This is a genomic window from Streptomyces sp. NPDC048606, assembly GCF_040650855.1.
Taxonomy (GTDB): Bacteria; Actinomycetota; Actinomycetes; order Streptomycetales; family Streptomycetaceae; genus Streptomyces.
Genome location: NZ_JBEZIB010000036.1, coordinates 80,954 through 98,182 on the forward strand (window position 1 = coordinate 80,954; position 17,229 = coordinate 98,182).

Here is a 17,229-nt window from a genome sequence, read left to right on the forward strand (position 1 = left end):
CCCCCGTCGCCCGCGCGGCCGGGGTGGACCGCGCGGGCGTGACGGGAGCGGGGTTCAGTGCGCGGGCGCCAGCTCGGGAGTGCGTTGGAGGGCCCGCGACACGGCGGCGCACGCCGCCCTGAGGTGCGAGACCGCCCCGGCCACCTGGAGCCGACCGTGGGGGCCGGTGACGGCCAGGGCCCCCACCGCCGTGCCCGGTGTGGTGAGGAGCGGCGCCGCGATGCCCACGGCGCCGGTGGCACCGCGGACGGCGGCGAAGCCCTGGTTCCGCACCCGCCCCACCTCCCCCTCGACCTCCGCCCGGGGTGCCGCCGGGGGCCGCTCCGGCGACGCGGCGCCGAAGGCGTGGAAGACCCGGGCGGCCGCGCGGGCCGAGGCCCACGCCTCGTCCTCGACCCCCGGCCGGGCACCCGCACCGGGCACGCGGCGCACCGCGTCCACCAGGGCGGGATCCCGGCCGCAGGAGTCGGAGATGAAGATGAAGGCGCTGCCCCGGGTGACGTGGTGGAGCTGCTCGGCGTAGGGGAAGGCCAGGTCGCGCAGTTTGAGCTGCCGGGGGACCCGCGTGCCCAGGGTGAAGAGCGCGACGCCGAGCCTCAGTCCCCTCTCCCCCCGCTCCAACATCCCCTCCTCGACGAGTTCCGCGATGATCCGGTGCGCGGTGGCCTTCGGTATATCGGCTCTGCGCGCGATCTCCGAAAGCTGGAGTTCTGGTTCACCCGGCCGAAAGCAACGCAGAATGCTCAGGCCGCGCGCGAGCATGGAACGAGAGCGCTGATCGGACAAAGACACCTCCCCTGAGGGGCCCGGTGGAGCGGCTGAGGACATGCGGACGCGCCCACCGCGAACAAGGCATCCGATGTCGTCGGGAACACCTGTTGCGTACAGGGTTTCCGGTTCTCGGGGACGCTTCTCGTGCCGCGTTCCCGCCGATGTCGACCGAGTTCGACGGCCGGAATCTGTACGGAAAGAAAACTGTAGCAGTACCGAGTTGGTCGCCGGCTCGGTGGAAATTCGCCCGGCACCGTGAACAAGTCACTTCGCACGAGTACGTCGGGAGGGGTTTGGGGCGGCGATTTCACCGTCTGCGCAGGGTGGGCGCGGACCGCGCGACCGCGCGTGGGGGCGCGCGGTCGCGTACGACGGCCGAAGAACGGGAAACCGGTCATTATCCGCACATGGCCGACGGGATGGGACATGTGGGAGCGCTTCGGAGAGGCCCCGGTCAGTCCACGAGCACGCCGGGGTTGAGGATGCCGCGCGGGTCGAGCGCGCCCTTCGCGGCCCGCAGGGCGAGGGCGAAGGGCTCGGGGCGCTGGCGGTCGTAGAACGGACGGTGGTCCCGGCCGACGGCGTGGTGGTGGGTGATGGTGGCCCGGTGTCGGTGCAGGACCTCGCCGGCGACGGCCTTGAGGTCGTCCCAGAGGGCGACCTCGTCGCCCTCGCGGCCGCCGGCGAGGACGGTGAAGTAGGGCGCCGCTCCGTCCGGATAGACGTGCGTGAGGCGGCAGTTGACGATCGCGGGGTGGCCGGTGGCCCCCAGCGCCGCCGCGCCGACCTCGGTGCGGACCGCGTCGATCAGCGCGGGTATCCGGTCCCAGGTGGCCGCCGTCTCGAAGGTCTCGGCCACGGCGCCCATCCGCACCAGTCCGTCGCGCAGGTAGGGCATCCGCAGGAACGCCGATCGCCAGGCGCCCACGGCGGCGTCACCCGAGCCCCCGCCCGCGCCCGCGCCGTCCTCGCCACCGTCACCGGGTCGGCCGCCGTACGAGCGGGCGAGGTCGACGGCGCCGCGCAGGCGGTCGGTCACCGGTCCGTCCGCCGACTCGAAGCCGAGGACCAGCACGGCGTGACCGTCGTGCGCCGCGCCCGCCATCGCGGCCTCGCCCGCGTCCAGCAGACGGCAGTTGGCGGGGGCGAGGTCGCACTGCGCGAGGGCGCGGACCGCCTCCAGCGCACGCCCGAAGTCGGCGAAGGCGACCGCGGCGGACGCCTTGTGCCGGGGGCGGGCCTGGAGCCGCACCCACGCCTCCGTGATGATCCCGAGGGCCCCTTCGGAGCCCAGGAAGAGGCGGTCGGGCGAGGGGCCCGCCCCGGAGGCGGGCAGCCGCCAGGAGTCGTTCGTCCCCGCGGGGGTGACGACGCGCAGCGACTGCACGAAGTCGTCGATGTGCGTGCGGCCGGTGGCGTAGTGCCCGCCGGCCCGGGTGGCGAGCCAACCCCCCAGGGTGGAGAACTCGAAGCTCTGCGGGAAGTGCCGCAGGGTGAGTCCGTACGGCCGGAGTTGGTCCTCCAGGCTCGGGCCGAGGGTGCCGGCCTGGATCCGCGCGGCCCGCCCGGCGGTGTCGACCTCCAGGACGCGCCCCATGGCGGTCAGGTCGAGGGACAGCACCGCCCGGTGGGCGTCGCCCCGGTACTCCACACCGCCGGTGACCGAGGAGCCGCCGCCGTACGGGACGACGGCGATCCCGCGCTCGCCCGCCCAGTCCAGCAGGTCGGCCACCTCCCGGTCGTCCGTCGGGCGGGCGACGAGGTCGGGGACGCGGCCCGGCCGCCCGCGCAGGGCGCGCACCACGTCGCGGTACGCCTTGCCCCTCGCGTGCGCGGCGCGGTCCCGGGGGTCGGCGGTGAGGACGTGGGCCAGGCTCGGCGGGGGTGCGACGGCGGGGGCGCCGATGCCGAGGTCGCGGATCCGGGGTACGGGGAGCGGGCGGGCGAGCGTGCCGGGGAGCAGGGCGCCCATCGCCACGCACTCGGCGTCGTCGGGGTGCGCGTCGGTCCAGCCCCAGCCCCACCAGGAACGGGTGCGGGAGGTGGGCTGCGCGGTGGTGCCGGCCATGGAGGCGCTCCAGGGGTCGGAGGAATTTACCCAGCGGTAAATTACCTACTGATAATATCGGCGCATGGCAACCCCTTCCTCGAAAGCCGGCACCAAGGGAGTCCCCCGGCACGAGCGCCGGCAGCAGATGCTGGACGCCGCCACGCAGGAGTTCGGCACCCGCGGCTACGCCGCCGCGTCGCTCCCCGCGATCGCCGCGCGCGTGGGCGTCACCAAGACGCTGCTGCACCAGTACTTCGGGACCAAGGAGGACCTCTACGTCGCCTGCCTTACCCCGGTCGGGGACCGTCTCCTCGACACCATCCGTACGGCGATGGGCCCGGACGGGGCCGCGCCGCAGACCCCGTTGCGCGTGCTCCACGGCATCTTCACCGCGCTGGAGGGGCAACGGGAGGCGTGGTTCGTGCTCTACGACACCACCCTGCCGGAGGGGGGCGAGGCGGCCCGGCGGGCCTCGGAGTACTGGTCGGCCATCGACCGGCTCGCGGCCGGCGGCACCGCCGAACTGCTGCGCGCGGCCGGATCCACCGACCCGCTCGACGCGGACGCGCTTCTGTACGTCTGGCGGGACCTGGTCGCCACCCTCGTCCGCTGGTGGGTCAAGCACCCGGAACAGACCCCGGCGGCCATGACCCGACGCTGCGCCCGTCTCTTCGCGACCGCCGCCACGCTCGTCCCCGAAGCCTCCGAAGCGGCCGAAGCCCCCGAAGCCGACGGGCCGGACGCCGGCGGCCCCGTCTGACGGACCCGGCCGACACGCGCACCGGACGGATCGGGGCCATCATGGCGGGAGGTCTCCCGCGCGCGGGAGACCGGCTCCGAGTCGGGAGGTGACCGGCGGGCATGGACGAATCACGCAGGGCCTGGATCGGGATCGGCGTCGTCCTCGCCGTCATCCTGCTGAACCTCGCGGCCATCATCCTGATGAACACGCTTTGAGGCGGCGGCCGGCGCCCCGCCGGGCCTGCCCGGCGCGACCGGGGCGTCCTCGCGCCCGCACGGTCCCGCGCCCGGCGCGAGGGGGGTCAGGGCCGTGTCCACCCGCGACGGGCGGGCCCGGCGGGGGTGGACACGGCGGATCCGCGGCGGTCCGGACTCGCCTTCGCGGCGACGTCCGGACCCCTACGGGATGGTCAGGCCGGCACCTCGCTCGGCAGACCGCGGGTGGTGACCACCCGGGCGCTGCCGTCGACCAGCCGGTAGGACAGGCCCACCACGGCGGTGCGCCCGGCCGCGACCTGGTCGGCTATGACGCGCGAGCGGTCCATGAGGAGGTCGACGGTGTGCCGTATGTGCTCGGCGATGATGTCGTCCTCGTCGGTGAGTCCGGCGGCGCGGGCGGCCAGCACGCTGGGGGTGACGCGTTCGATCACGTCGCGCACGTAGCCGGTGGCGCTGACGCCGTCGGTCAGGGCGGCGCGGGTAGCGGCGACGGCACCGCAGGTGTCGTGGCCCAGCACGACGACCAGCGGGGCGTCGAGCACGCTCACCGCGTACTCGATGCTGCCCAGCACCTCCGGACCGGCGACGTGGCCGGCGGTGCGGACGACGAACAGGTCGCCCAGACCGCGGTCGAAGATGATCTCGGCGGCGAGCCGTGAATCGGAGCAGCCGAAGAGCACGGCGAAGGGGGTCTGGGCCGGTGCGGTCTCGGTGCGGCGCGCGGCGTCCTGGTTCGGGTGCTCGGGGGCGCCCGCCGTGAAGCGCCGGTTGCCGGCCAGCAGCAGCTCGTAGGCCTCGGACGGAGTCGGTGACAGCGAGGTACTCATGACCGCAGGCTACGGCCCCGCCCGCGTCCGCACACCGTGGGGTACGTCGCACGGGCGGACCTCGGCGGCCCGGCCCGCCCCGCCCGCTCGGCGCGGGCGTCCGCCGGGACCGTCGGCGCCCGCAGGTCGGGCGCTCCCCCGCGCGGGTGGCGGGCTCCGGCGGCGCCCGCGCGCGTGCGGACCGGCCCGCGCCCCGCGCAGCGCGTCACCGGGCTCCGCGGCCGTACCCCTGCCGGGGCGCCGGCGCGACCCCGCCGGCTCACGAGCGGTCCTCCGGCGCCGTCCCGCCCCTTCGGCCCGGACGGGTGATCGAGCCCGGCGGCGGGGGCGCCCCCGGCGCCCGACCGACCCGCCCCGTCGTCGCCGGTCAGGACTCCTGGCCGGTCAGGACTCCTGGCCGGTCGCGGCCAGGACGATCTCGCGGACCGTGACGTGCCGAGGCCGCCCGTAGGCGTACGCGATGGCCGCGGCCACCTCGTCGGGGTCCAGCGCGCCGCCCGCCGATTCCTTCCACTCCTGGTAGTCGCTCTTGATCCGCTCGTCGCTGGTGTGCGACAGCAGTTCCGTCTCCACGGCCCCCGGGGCCACGGTCACCACCCGGACCCCGGTGGCGGCCACCTCCTCGCGGAGGTTCTCCGACATGGAGTGGACGGCGAACTTGGTCCCCACGTACGCCGCGTGGTTCGGGAACGTCTTGCGGCCGGCCACCGAGCCGATGTTCACGATGGTGCCCGCGCCCCGGTCCACCATCGCGGGCAGGACCGCGCGGGTCGCGTACAGCAGGCCCTTCACGTTGATGTCGAGCATCCGCTCCCACTCGTCGACCGGCTGGTCGGCGATCCGGCCCAGCAGCATCGCGCCCGCGTTGTTGACCAGCAGGTCCACCGGCCCGTACCGCTCCTCGGCCTCGCGCACGGCGGCCTCCACGGCCGGCCGGTCGGTGATGTCGACCTTCCGGCACAGGGCGTCGGGCAGCCCCAGCTCCTCCATGCGCTCCAGTCGGCGGGCCAGCAGGAGCAGCGGGTGCCCCTGGGCGGAGAACAGGCGGGCGGTGGCCGCGCCGATGCCGGAACTGGCGCCGGTGATCACGATCAGGGGCTTGGGCATGCCGGTCGGGGCCTTTCCCTCGGGGGCGCGGACGACGGAGCCCCGGCGCGGGCCGTCGGCTCCCGCCCCAGGAGACCACCGCCCGCCGGAGCCCGCCCGGCGCCACCGGGCGTGGTGCCGCCCGACCTGCCCGGATACCCCCGTGCGGCGCAACGGCGAGGAGGGCTCCGGGGTGGCACGGGGCATGGTCCGCGGGAGCGGAGCGACGGGGTAACGTCTTTGTCATGTTCTTCCAGACGCCGATTCCCGAGTGAACGCGTGACGGGCACCCGCCGACGTCCATCCCCGTGGCCGCGCCCGTCCCCACCGCCGAATCCGTAGACCCCTCCACCTCACCACCGGGAGAACCCGTGCCCGACAGCAAGAACATCAACAACCCCGTGGGCCAGGGCGGCGGCCCGCGCAAGCGGCAGTCCCGCGCCGAGCGGCAGGACAACGGTCCGCACCGCAACCGCGACCGCCAGAGCGCCGCCGACCGCAAGGCGGAGCTGATCCGCCTCATGCGCGAGAAGGCGGGCACGGCCGACGCCGCCACCTCCCCGACCGACGACGCCGCCGCCGCCGGACAGCAGGACGGGGACGCCGCCCGCAGCTGAGGCACCGCCGCCGCGGGGCGGCGCACCGCCCGTGGGAGGGGCCCGTACCGCGCCGCGCGGTACGGGCCCCTTCGCCGTACCGGGCCCGGCCGGGCCCGCCGACCCGACCGGGACCCGGTCCGCTGACGGTCCGGTAGATTCGGCGGCGCAGCTGATCTTCAGGAGAGCGGCCGGGGGGCCGCGCGTGCGACACGGGGGCAGTGGGTGCGGAGCACAGACGCGCGGGACCGTCGGCGGGAGACCCTGCTGCAGTGCTGGCGCGCGATCGAGCTGTTCAGTCCGCCGACCATCCCGGCGCCGCCCCGCCGGCGGCCCGCCGCGCGCTCCGGTTCGGCGGACGAGTACGTCGTCGACCTGACCCCGGAGCCGGGCCGGGCGGCGCCCCCGCTGCCCTGGGCCGTGGACCATCCGGAGACGGGGGCGCGCCGGGCGCCGTACGGCCGGATGTGGCGCCACGAGGTCTACTGCGGGGTCTTCGACCTGGAGCTGCTTCGCCAGGCGATGATCGCGGTACTGCCGCCAGGGACCGATCCCGACCCCGGGGTGCCGCAGTCCGAGCTGGTGCTGTCGGGCCAGAGCGCGATGTTCGCGCTGGTCGTGGACGACGAGGGCCGACCGGTCGAGGACACGTCCGTCGTGTCCGCGTGCGCCTGGGCGACGGGCCGGCTGTTCGATCCGGGGCCGTCCACGCCGGGGTGGCTCGACGGTTTCGAGGAGCTCGACGACGCGTTCGGCCGGGCGGTCGACGAGCTCACGGCCACCGCGATCCCCTACGGGCCCACCGCCCCGGAGGCCGGCGCGGTCTTCGAGCGCCGGCCCGGCGCCGAGGCCGCGTCGGGAGCGCCGGGCGGCACGGCCGGTGGCGGGGGCTGGCAGCGGCTGCTCGCCGAGATCCTGGGCGGCGCCGCCGTCGGCGCGGTCGGCGCCCTGTTCGGGGAGGTCGCCGGCGCCGCGGTCCAGGGCGCTACGGAGCCCCTGGTCCGCCGCGCCGCGGACTGGGCCGCGGCCCGCCGCCCCGCCGGGGAGCAGGCGGGCTCGGGCTCGGGACGGCCCGACGGCGCCGGGGAGGTCCGCGCGGGGGCGCCGGTCGAGGTCGCCGCAGCCGCGCCCGGACCCGTGGTCGACGCCGGAGCCGCCGCCGACCCCGCCCCCGCCACCGACCCCGCCCCCGTCCCCGGCGCCGGATGCCGTGCGCTCGGGTTCGCGGACCTGGTCGCCCTGACCGCGCAGATCGCCGACCTGTGCGGCGTACGGGATCACCTGCGGCCGCGCGTGATCCGCGTGCGCAGCCGGCTGGTCCACCGACCGCGTGACCCTCGTACGAAGGTCACGGCCGCGGCCCCGTTCCTGAACAGCCTGCTCCCGCCCGATCTGGCCCGGGTGTCCGCCGCCGTGGGCGAGGGGATCGGGCCGGCGCTGGAGGCGTACCTGACGGAGCTCGACGAGGTCGCGGTGGGGGCGCGGACGGACGTCCGCCAGGAACGCGGGGTCGTGCTGGACGGCGTGGCTCCGGATCTGGTTCCGGCCGGCCGCTGGCCCGCGGCGGCGCGGTTCCCGCTCGCGCTGAGCCAGCAGTTCGCGGTCGACCGCATGCTCGCCGACCGGGCGGGGACCGGGGGCGGGATGTTCTCCGTGAACGGGCCGCCCGGCACGGGCAAGACGACGATGCTGCGCGACCTGGTCGCCGCCCTCGTCGTCGAGCGGGCGGCGGTGCTGGCCTCGTACGACCGGCCCTCGCAGGCGTTCACCGGCCCGGCGTGGCGGGGCAGGGACCGCCAGGGCGCCCACGCCCGCTTCGTGTCGCGGCTCGACCCGCGCCTGACCGGGTTCGAGATCGTGGTCGCCTCCTCCAACAACGGCGCCGTGGAGAACATCACCGCCGAACTGCCCGCCGTCGACGCGCTCGACGACCACTGGCGCGGCGACCCCGACCCCTACGTCGACCCCTTCGCCGACCTCGCCTCCGCGCTCCTCGGCGGGCCGGCCTGGGGTCTGGTCGCGGCGGTGCTCGGCAACAAGGGCAACCGCAGGGAGTTCGGGGAACGCTTCTGGTGGGGCCGGCTGCCCGAGAAGGAGAGCGACGCCCGCGAGGCCGCGGGGCTGGAGCCGCTGCGCGGCATGCGGGAGATCCTCGGCGACTGGATCCCTCCCCGGCCCCGCCCCGGCGGCGCGCGTCCCGCCACCGGCGCGGACGGGACCGCGGCGGCGGTGGCCGGCCCCGCCGAGGCCGTGCCCTCGTGGACCGGCGCGGTCGCCGCGTTCCGTGCCGCACAGGCCGAGGTCGAGCGGCTGCGGGCGGAGCGCGCCGGGTTGGCCGTGACGCTGGCGGCCGTCGAGTCCCCCTCGGCCGGTCGGGCGCTCGCGGACCTGGAGGCCGCCGTGACCCGCGCCGACCTGCGGGTCGGCGAGGCCGTCGCGGACCTGGACCGGGCCGCCGCCGCCTCGGCCGCCGCCCGGAGCGCCACCGCGGCGGCCGAGGCCGCCCACCGGGCGACGTCCGAGCACGTGCCGCGGGCCCACCAGGAGCTGGCCGGCGCCCGCGCGGACCTGTCGGCCGCCCGTGAACGGGCCGCGCACCACCGCGAGTACGTGACCGCGCTCACCGTCCGCCACGACGCTCCCCCGGTCGTCGAGCGGGGCCTGCGTGGGGGGCTGCGCCGCCTGCTGCGGAGCACGGCCGAACGTGAGGCGGCGGAGCGGCAGCAGGAACACACCCAGGCCGAGATCGCGGACCTGCTCGTCCGGCAGCGCGCCGCGCTCGACGAGGCCGTGGAGCGGGTCGCCGAGGCCGTGCGCGCCGAGTCCCTGGCCGCGGACCGGCACGCCCGGTCCGGTACCGCCGTCGCCGGGGCCTTCGCGGACCTCACCGCCGCGCTCGACCGGGAACGGGCCGCGAGCGAGCGGGAGGCGGTGGCGGTCGCCACCCTCGGGCACGTCCGCCACCTCGCGGACGCGGCCCGCCGTGACCTGCGGGCCGCCGTGACGGAGCTCGACGACCGCCGGCGCGCTCTGCGGGAGGCGGCCCGGACGCTGCCGTCCCTGCCCCTCGGCTGGGCACACCTCGACGAGGCCGATCAGGAACTCGGCTCACCCTGGTCGGACGAGGCGTGGTCCACCGCACGCGGCGACCTGTTCCTGGCCGCGCTCGACCTGCACCGCGCGTTCGTCGCCGGGGCCGCGCAGAAGGTCCGGGGCAACCTCCAGGTCCTCATGGAGTTGATGGCCGGCACCAACGGGCCCGTTCCCGACGAGGAGGTCGCGCACGCCTGGCACACCCTCTTCCTCCTGGTGCCCGTCGTCTCCACGACGTTCTCCTCCATCGGCAGCATGTTCGCCCGGCTCGGCCGGGAGTCGATCGGCTGGGTCCTCGTCGACGAGGCCGGACAGGCCACCCCGCAGGCCGCCGCCGGGGCCCTGTGGCGGGCCCGGCGCGCCGTCCTGGTCGGCGATCCCCTCCAGCTCGAACCGGTCGTCACGATGCCCGCGGCCCTCCAGCACCGGCTGCTGCGCGCCTACGGCGTCGACGAGCACTGGCTGCCCTCGGCCACCTCGGCCCAGGCCGTCGCCGACCGGACCAACCGCCACGGCACCTACCTGCCCGCCCCGGACGGCGGCGACGAGCAGGTCTGGGTGGGCTCGCCGCTGCGCGTGCACCGCCGCTGCGAGGAGCCGATGTTCACGGTCAGCAACGAGGTCGCGTACGGGGGCCTGATGGTCCACGGCACCGCGCACAAGGCGTTCCCCGACGCGGACCGGGACGGCCTGCTCCCCAGCCGCTGGCTCAACACCGACGATCCGGCGCGCCCGTCCGACGCGCCGTGGGGCGAACGCGACCGCCGGGCCTTCGAGTTCGTCCTCGACCACCTGCGCCGGCAGGGCGTGGACGTCGAACGCGTGCGCGTCATCGCCCCCTTCCGGGCGCTGGTCGCCGCGTGCCAGAAGGTCTGCCGGGGCCGTGAGGAGTGGACGTCCGCGCTGATCGAGGAGCGCTGCGCCACCGTCCACCGGGCCCAGGGCAAGGAGGCCGACGTGGTCGTCCTCGTCCTCGGCGGCGGCCGACCCGGCGCCCGCGCGTGGGCGGCCCGCACCCCGCACCTGCTCAACGTCGCCGCCAGCCGCGCCAAACGCCGCCTCTACGTCATCGGCGAGCGCGCCCTGTGGGCCCCGCTCGCGCACTTCGACGTCCTCGCCTCCGAACTGACCGAGTTCCACCACCTGCGCGACCGCGCCGACTGGCCGCCGGAGAGCGACCTCCACGAAGCGACGGACGCACCCCGAGCCTCCGAACGGCCCTGAAGAACCCGCTCGCCCCGAAAGATCTTCGGCCCTGACACCATGTCACGGCCATTTCTCCGGTGATCCATTGACCGGTGGCGAGATGCCCGGATAGAAAGATCACGATCAGGACTCGCGGCGCTCCCAGGGCCCCCTGCGTCCCATCCCCACGACCGCGACAAGTGAGCGAGCACCATGACCGTACAGCGACGGCACGACCCGGACGAGCGCGGCTTCGCCAGCGACAACTACGCGGGGGCGCACCCCGAGATACTCGCCGCGATAGCCCTGGCCAACGGCGGCCACCAGGTCAGCTACGGCGCGGACGTGTACACCGAACGCCTCCAGGAAGTGGTGCGCGGCCACTTCGGCCCCACCGCGCACGCGTACCCGGTCTTCAACGGCACCGGCGCGAACGTCTTCGCGCTCCAGACCATGCTCGACCGCTGGGACGCCGTGGTCTGCGCCGAGTCGGCCCACATCAACGTCGACGAGGGCGGGGCGCCCGAGAAGGTCGCCGGCATCAAGCTCCTGACGGTGCCCACCCCGGACGGCAAGCTCACCCCCGAGCTGATCGACCGTCAGGCCTGGGGCTTCGAGGACGAGCACCGCGCCCGGCCCCGGGTCGTCTCGATCGCCCAGTCCACCGAACTCGGCACCTGCTACACGCCGGACGAGATCCGCGCGATCTGCGACCACGCGCACGACCTCGGCATGCTCGTCCACCTGGACGGCGCCCGGCTCGCCAACGCCGCGGCCACCCTGGGCGTGTCCCTGCGCGAGATGACCACCGACGTCGGCGTCGACGTCCTCTCGCTCGGCGGCACCAAGAACGGTCTGCTCTTCGGCGAGGCGGTGATCGTCCTCGACGAGCGCGCGGTGCGCGGCATGGCCCACCTGCGCAAGACGAGCATGCAACTGGGCTCCAAGATGCGCTTCATGTCGGTGCAGTTCGAGGCGCTGCTCGGCGGTGACCTCTGGCTGCGCTCGGCGTCCCGCGCCAACGCGATGGCCCGCCGACTGTACGAGGCGGTGCGCGCACTGCCGGGCCTGGAGATCGCCCGCCCGGTGCAGGCCAACCAGGTCTTCGCCGTCCTGCCCCCGGCCGTCACCGAGCGGCTCCAGAAACGGTTCCGCTTCTACACCTGGAACGAGCGGACCGGCGAGGTCCGCTGGATGACCTCCTTCGACACCACCGAGGAGGACGTGGACACGTTCGCGGAGGCGATCGCGCGGGAGCTGGCGGCGGAGCGCGGCGAGGGCCCGGCGGACGCGCTGACCCCGACCGAACGCGAGGAACTGGTGCGCCTGCGCGCCCGGGTCCGCGAGATGGAGGAGGCCATCGAGGCGCTGGGCGCGCGGTAGGACATCGCCCCCGCGACGGGAGGGCGGGCCCACCCTTCCGACGCCGTGACGGCCCTCGGGGCGCGGGCGTTGTCCCGGGTGTGCGCGGACCCCGGCGGAAGCGAGCGGCTCCGGCGGCTCCGGTTCGCGCGTGGTTCGGACGGAGAGGGAGCGGGCGAGGGATGATGGGCACCGATTGGCGAAGGCGGTCCGTGGTCGTGACCGGCGGGACGCGCGGGATCGGCCGGGGCATCGCGGAGTTGTTCGCCCTGCGCGGCGCGGCCGTGGTGGTGACCGGCCGGGACGGGGCGGTCGCCCGCGAGGCCGCCGACGAGATCGCCGACGCCACGGGCGGACGGGTCGAGGGCCTGGGTGTGGACCTGCGGGATCCGGAGGCGATCGAGCGGGTGGCCGCCGAGGCGGAACGGCGCCACGGTCACGTGGACGTGGTGTGCGCGAACGCCGGGGTCTTCCCGGAGAAGCCGCTGCGCGACATGAGCGCCGAGGACGTGGACGACGTCCTCGCGGTCAACCTGCGCGGCTCGATCCTGACCGTGAAGGCCTTCCTGCCGGCGATGGAGCGGGCCGGTCACGGCCGCGTCGTACTGACCTCCTCGATCACCGGCCCCGCCACCGGGTACACCGGCTGGACCCACTACGGGGCGAGCAAGGCGGGCCAGCTCGGATTCCTGCGGGGCGCCGCACTCGAACTCGCGCCCTCGGGCATCACGGTCAACGCCGTCCTGCCCGGCAACGTCCGCACCGAGGGCCTCACGGGGCTGGGCGAGGAGTACCTGCGGCGGATGACCGCGTCGATCCCGCTCGGCCGACTCGGCGAGACCGCCGACGTCGCCCACGCCGCGCTCTTCCTGGCATCCGACGAAGCCGCGTTCATCACGGGCCAGACCCTCACCGTCGACGGCGGCCAGACCCTCCCCGAATCCCTGGACGCCTTCACCCCACGCACTCCCTGACCCGCCCCCCGGCCCCGTCGATCGGCCGCGCGGTGCGGCAGCCCGGACGGGGCCCGGTAGCCGCTACGGGGCTGCGGGGATCAGGACGGGCTCGCCCGTGATCACGAGGGTGGCGACGCGTCCGGGGGGACCGACGGGGCCCGCGGGTCCGGCCACGCCCTGGGGCCCGGCGGGCCCGGCCGCTCCCGGGGTGCCGGCCGGGCCGGGGACCCCGGGAGCGCCCTGGGCTCCCGCAGGACCGGGGGCTCCGGCCGGGCCGGCCGGTCCCGGGGCTCCGGCAGGGCCGGGAGGTCCGGCGGGTCCGGGGGGGAAACGGCGGCCCTTCGGGGTGGGGCTCGCACGACTCCCACGGCCGCGCCTCGGCGCATGCGTCGTGGTGCGGAGGCGGATCCACCGTCAGGTACCGCGCGTCCGACGGTTCCTGCGGGCCGGCGGCGGCCGCGGGCGCCGCGAAGCCGGCGCCCGTGAGGGCGAGCGAGACGACGGCTCCGGCGACCCATCCGGTCCGGCGCGGCGGACCGCTCCGCCGTGTCGCTGCTGTGCTTTCAGACGGCATGCGTGTGCTCCTGATCATCGTCCGGTGGAAGTGGACCCGGGGCCCGGGCCCGTGGGCGGTCGGCGACCGCCTTCGGGTCGTCGCGGGGCCCTCATGGCGTGGCGCAGACGGCGTACGGGGTGAGGGTGACGTCGTCCCGCGTCCTGTTCTGCCCGTTCACCTCCCAGGCGTCGGTGCCGGGTACCGGCCTGCTGACGAGCTGATCCGGTGCGGGACCGGTGGATCCGAATCCGCCGCCGGTCAGCACGCTGCCGGCCGGGCAGGACACCTTCGAGGTACCGGGCACCGAACCCAGGTCGATTCCGATGAGCCCGGGACCGTCGACGGTCGCGGAGACTGAGTTGGTGGCGAGGTCGATGACGGACATCCCGTGCACGCCGTTGGGGTGGCTGACGTACAGGCGGGCTCCGGTGGGGGAAACCGTCATCTCCGCGGGATCGAAGGTGGTGGGGATCGACGTGACGACGCTGTTCGTGGCGGCGTCGATGACCGTCACCCGGGAGTTGTTCCGGTCGGCGACGTAGACGCGCCTTCCGTCCCGCGAGACCTTCACGCCGTCCAGCCCCTGGCCGACCGGAATCGGCACCACGACCGTGTTGGTGGCGGTGTCGATGACCGATACCTCGCCCGAGTTGTTCTCCGTGACGTAGACGCGCGCGCCGCTCGGCGAGATGGCCACCTTGCGCGGTGCGCTCGGTCCGACGTCCACCGTCGTGACGGGCGTCATGGTGGCGGAGTCGATCACTGCCACCACACCCGCGCCCCGATAGGCGACGTAGACGCGCTTCCCGTCCGGGGAGACCGCCAGCCCGTTCGGGAGCGTGTCCACCCCCGTCTCCAGGGTGCCCACGACGGCATCGGTGGCGGTGTCGATCGCCACCACGCGGTTGGCCGCTCCGTTCCCCTCCACGGTGACGTAGGCGCGACGGTCGTCCGGCGAGACGGCCACGCTCTCCGGAGTGCCGTTCCCCGTGGGGATCTCGGCCACCACGGTGTTGGTGAGGGCGTCGATCGCCGAAACGGCGCCCGAGTCCCGCTCCGTCACGTACACCTTCTTGCCGTTTCGGGTGGCGGCGACCTGGAGGGGCCCGCTGAACGCTCCGGTGTCGATGCTCGTCACGAGGGTGTTGGTGGCGGTGTCGAACACCCGGACCTCGTTCTGGCCCGTGTTGGCGACGTACGCGTACGTGCCCGGTGCGGCGGGAGCCGCCAGGGCGACGGACGGCGTCAGAACGGCCGCGGCGGCGAGTACCGCGCACGAAGCCTTCCGAACGCCGCGCTTCGACACGTACCCCCGGACGCTCCCCACACGCGGATTCCCGCGGACGGCGAAGTGCTGCATGGGTCCTCCTCGAACGACCCGATCAGGGAGTGTCCCTGTTCGAGCTGCGAGGAACGTTCTATGCGTACTTATATCTGATTATCAATCACAACATGTCCCCAGTCATCCGAATGCCGCAATCCGGCCCGCCTCCGGGGCGGGGTCGACGGCCAGGCCCCGGCGCGAACACCGCGTCGGACCGCCACGGCCGGCGACCCGATACGGGATCACCCCTCGACAGACCCCCGAAGCCCGAGCTCAGCGGACCCTTCCCCTGGGCTTCAAGTGGGTCGGCGGGAGCTGCGGCGCCGGGATCGGGGGGCCGTCGTAGCCCTTGACCTCGCCGTAGCGGGTGCCGTTCGTCCAGTCCTCGCGGAACCGCTCGATCTCCTCGTGGGAGCGGCCGATCCAGTTCCAGAACATACCACTCCTCAGGAGCATCGGTGCAGGTCAGAGCACTCCTAGGCCGCTGAAGGTCAGCAAACCGTCAGCATCGCAAGCCAAGGAGTACTACCACCGTGGCAGCCACGACAACCATCCACGGCACCGGCACCGTCTTCAAGGACTGCGGGCACGCACCCTCCTATTGGCCGAAGTGTGCCCACGGCTGGAAGATCCGGTACCGCAATGCCTTCGGCAAGCAGAGCCAGGAGTCCGGCTTCCCCGACAAGGACAAGGCGTCCGAGCGTCTGTTGGAGATCCACAACCAGAAGGCCTCCAAGCCGGCGAACCAGGCGAAGGCCCAGCGCATCGCGCGATACGGCCAGATGCGGTTCGACGAGTACGCCACCGCGTGGAAGGAAGGCCAACGCCACCTCGCGCCGGCGTCCGTCGGCCACCTCGACTCGCTGCTGCAGCACCACCTCTATCCGGCCTTCGGCAGCCGCCGGATGGGCACCTTCGACCACAAGGTCGTCGACGGGTTCATACGCACGATGGAGCGGAACGGCGCCGGGCTGGCGACGCAGTCGAACGCCTTCGACAAGCTCAAGGCGATCCTGCTCGACGCGCACCGCCTCGGCCTCTTCGAAGAGAGCCCACTGCTCGGCGTGCAAGCACCGGTTTACGACCCCAAGAAGGCCGTCATCCCGTCGCCCGAGCAGTTGCGCAACCTGCGCCTCGCGGGCGACGACATCTTCACCCTGCTGGTCGACGTCATGAGCGGGTGCGGCCTCCGCAACGCGGAGGCGGCCGCGGTCAACGTGAACAACATCGTCGCCGACGACGTGTACCGCGTCACCGAGCAGGTCAACCAGACCACCAAGCACTACGAGCGCCTCAAGCACCGGAAGCCGGGCGAGTATCGGGACGTTCCCCTGCCTGCCCGAGTGAAGGACAGCATCGAGTGGTACGCCGACAAGTACGGCACGGTGGACGGCTATCTGTTGCGCCATCCGCACGACGCTGGCCGCCCGTACCAGCCGTACCTGCTCCAGAACCAGTGGCAGAGGCTGAAGCGCTCCGGCGCCGTCGACATCCCAGAGGGCATGGTGATCTACGGTTGCAGACACTTTTTCGCCTCGAACTGCCTCGCACATCGGATCCCGATTACCGACGTCGCGGAGTGGATGGGCCACAAGAGCCTGGAGATAACGTTCAAGATCTACCGGCACCTCATGCCCGGATCGATCGGCCAGGCGGCCAAGATGCTCAACGTCGAGCTGACTGCGTAGCCGGTCGTATACCAGAGGATCCCCGGTTAGCCCAACCGGGGATCCCCTGGACCATGGATGCCGTCAGCAGCAGTTCGAGCAAGGAGTTCCGATTTCAAGCGATTTCATCTCCGCCAAGCAGTTGGCTCACCAGCTCAACATGTCTCTCTCATGGGTCTACGGAGAGGCAGCTCGATTGGGCCTACCCAGCTACAGATTCGGTTCGGGCCGCAGCGCCAAAATCCAATTCAAGGTATCCGAGGTCAACGCTTGGATACGCCAGCACAGGCAGACCACCTAGCAACCGAGACATCTCAACGGCTCCACACAAGAGGCAGGCCCAGACCCATGAAGACCCTCCCACGAGGTATGGGGACAGTATTCAAGCGCTGCAACCACTCGAGTGACGAGTGGTCGCGATGTCAACATCCATACGTGATCCGATACCGCAGCTTGAGCGGGCGGCAGACAGAGCAAGGAGGGTTCCGAACCCAAACCAAGGCAGTTTCCCGGCTTTCTGAGATACACGCAGCGAAGTCTCAGGCATCCTCAAGCTCCGGCTTCCGTCAAGAGCGGGCGGATCGATATGGCCGCATGACTTTCAAGGAATATGCCGAGCAATGGAGACTGGGGCAGCGCCATCTGGCCCCCTCGTCCGCGAGGCACCTCGACTCCCTGCTAAAGCACCACATCTTTCCGGTCCTAAGGGCTGTCCCGTAAACGAGCTCTGTGAGCGGGACTCGGTTCAGGCATGTAGCTTCGTCGTCGGAGGTTTCGCTCGTGCTGTTCAGGCCCG

Annotated in this window: 11 protein-coding genes and 1 pseudogene; 6 read left to right on the forward strand and 6 right to left on the reverse strand. The window is 73.6% G+C overall.

All coding sequences use genetic code 11. From position 1 onward, the window contains the following. Nucleotides 1-54: 54 nt before the first annotated feature. Together AB0D01_RS31555 and AB0D01_RS31560 are read right to left on the reverse strand one after the other, a co-directional pair. Nucleotides 55-786, reverse strand: a complete 732-nt coding sequence (locus AB0D01_RS31555) for a helix-turn-helix domain-containing protein (protein ID WP_363061265.1) — start codon at nt 784-786, stop codon at nt 55-57. Nucleotides 787-1,225: 439 nt separating this feature from the next. After that, complete coding sequence (locus AB0D01_RS31560) at nt 1,226-2,839, reverse strand: FAD-binding oxidoreductase (protein WP_363061267.1); 1,614 nt, start codon at nt 2,837-2,839, stop codon at nt 1,226-1,228. A 64-nt stretch (nt 2,840-2,903) separates the two neighbouring features. Between AB0D01_RS31560 and AB0D01_RS31565 the strand changes: the two genes are divergently transcribed. Then, a complete protein-coding gene (locus AB0D01_RS31565; RefSeq protein ID WP_363061269.1) occupies nt 2,904-3,581 on the forward strand; it encodes a TetR/AcrR family transcriptional regulator in 678 nt (225 codons plus the stop codon). A gap of 391 nt (nt 3,582-3,972) precedes the next feature. Here AB0D01_RS31565 and AB0D01_RS31570 read toward each other — a convergent pair whose 3' ends face one another. Further along, a complete protein-coding gene (locus tag AB0D01_RS31570) occupies nt 3,973-4,608 on the reverse strand; it encodes a carbonic anhydrase (protein ID WP_363061271.1) in 636 nt (211 codons plus the stop codon). A gap of 384 nt (nt 4,609-4,992) precedes the next feature. Then, complete coding sequence (locus AB0D01_RS31575) at nt 4,993-5,715, reverse strand: SDR family oxidoreductase (protein WP_363061273.1); 723 nt, start codon at nt 5,713-5,715, stop codon at nt 4,993-4,995. A 350-nt stretch (nt 5,716-6,065) separates the two neighbouring features. Between AB0D01_RS31575 and AB0D01_RS31580 the strand changes: the two genes are divergently transcribed. The 4 genes from AB0D01_RS31580 to fabG all read left to right on the forward strand — a co-directional run bounded on the left by AB0D01_RS31580 (nt 6,066) and on the right by fabG (nt 12,904). Beyond that, nucleotides 6,066-6,311 (forward strand): DUF6243 family protein, encoded by a 246-nt coding sequence (locus tag AB0D01_RS31580; RefSeq protein WP_363061275.1) that lies wholly within the window; start codon nt 6,066-6,068, stop codon nt 6,309-6,311. 204 nt (nt 6,312-6,515) lie between these two features. Then, nucleotides 6,516-10,607 carry a DEAD/DEAH box helicase gene (locus AB0D01_RS31585; RefSeq protein WP_363061277.1) on the forward strand — a complete coding sequence of 1,364 codons (4,092 nt, stop codon included), beginning with the start codon at nt 6,516-6,518 and terminating at the stop codon, nt 10,605-10,607. Between the two features lie 174 nt (nt 10,608-10,781). Then, nucleotides 10,782-11,951 (forward strand): beta-eliminating lyase-related protein, encoded by a 1,170-nt coding sequence (locus AB0D01_RS31590; RefSeq protein ID WP_363061279.1) that lies wholly within the window; start codon nt 10,782-10,784, stop codon nt 11,949-11,951. A gap of 164 nt (nt 11,952-12,115) precedes the next feature. Continuing rightward, entirely contained in the window at nt 12,116-12,904 is a 789-nt protein-coding gene (gene fabG / locus AB0D01_RS31595) for a 3-oxoacyl-ACP reductase FabG (protein WP_363061287.1), read from the forward strand. 647 nt (nt 12,905-13,551) lie between these two features. Here fabG and AB0D01_RS31600 read toward each other — a convergent pair. Together AB0D01_RS31600 and AB0D01_RS31605 are read right to left on the reverse strand one after the other, a co-directional pair. Continuing rightward, complete coding sequence (locus AB0D01_RS31600) at nt 13,552-14,802, reverse strand: cytochrome D1 domain-containing protein (RefSeq protein ID WP_363061281.1); 1,251 nt, start codon at nt 14,800-14,802, stop codon at nt 13,552-13,554. Between the two features lie 237 nt (nt 14,803-15,039). Further along, nucleotides 15,040-15,204: pseudogene (locus tag AB0D01_RS31605) on the reverse strand (pirin family protein); the annotation flags it as partial. A 95-nt stretch (nt 15,205-15,299) separates the two neighbouring features. Here AB0D01_RS31605 and AB0D01_RS31610 point away from each other — a divergent pair. Further along, nucleotides 15,300-16,454, forward strand: coding sequence for a tyrosine-type recombinase/integrase (locus tag AB0D01_RS31610; protein ID WP_363061283.1), 1,155 nt, complete (start codon nt 15,300-15,302; stop codon nt 16,452-16,454). The last annotated feature ends 775 nt before the right edge of the window (nt 16,455-17,229 follow it).

Coding starts and splice junctions, on each gene's coding strand:
- AB0D01_RS31560 (WP_363061267.1), bottom strand. CDS start 2,839: ATGGCCGGCACCACCGCGCAGCCCACCTCCCGCACCCGTTCCTGGTGG.
- AB0D01_RS31565 (WP_363061269.1), top strand. CDS start 2,904: ATGGCAACCCCTTCCTCGAAAGCCGGCACCAAGGGAGTCCCCCGGCAC.
- AB0D01_RS31570 (WP_363061271.1), bottom strand. CDS start 4,608: ATGAGTACCTCGCTGTCACCGACTCCGTCCGAGGCCTACGAGCTGCTG.
- AB0D01_RS31575 (WP_363061273.1), bottom strand. CDS start 5,715: ATGCCCAAGCCCCTGATCGTGATCACCGGCGCCAGTTCCGGCATCGGC.
- AB0D01_RS31590 (WP_363061279.1), top strand. CDS start 10,782: ATGACCGTACAGCGACGGCACGACCCGGACGAGCGCGGCTTCGCCAGC.
- fabG (WP_363061287.1), top strand. CDS start 12,116: ATGGGCACCGATTGGCGAAGGCGGTCCGTGGTCGTGACCGGCGGGACG.
- AB0D01_RS31600 (WP_363061281.1), bottom strand. CDS start 14,802: ATGCAGCACTTCGCCGTCCGCGGGAATCCGCGTGTGGGGAGCGTCCGG.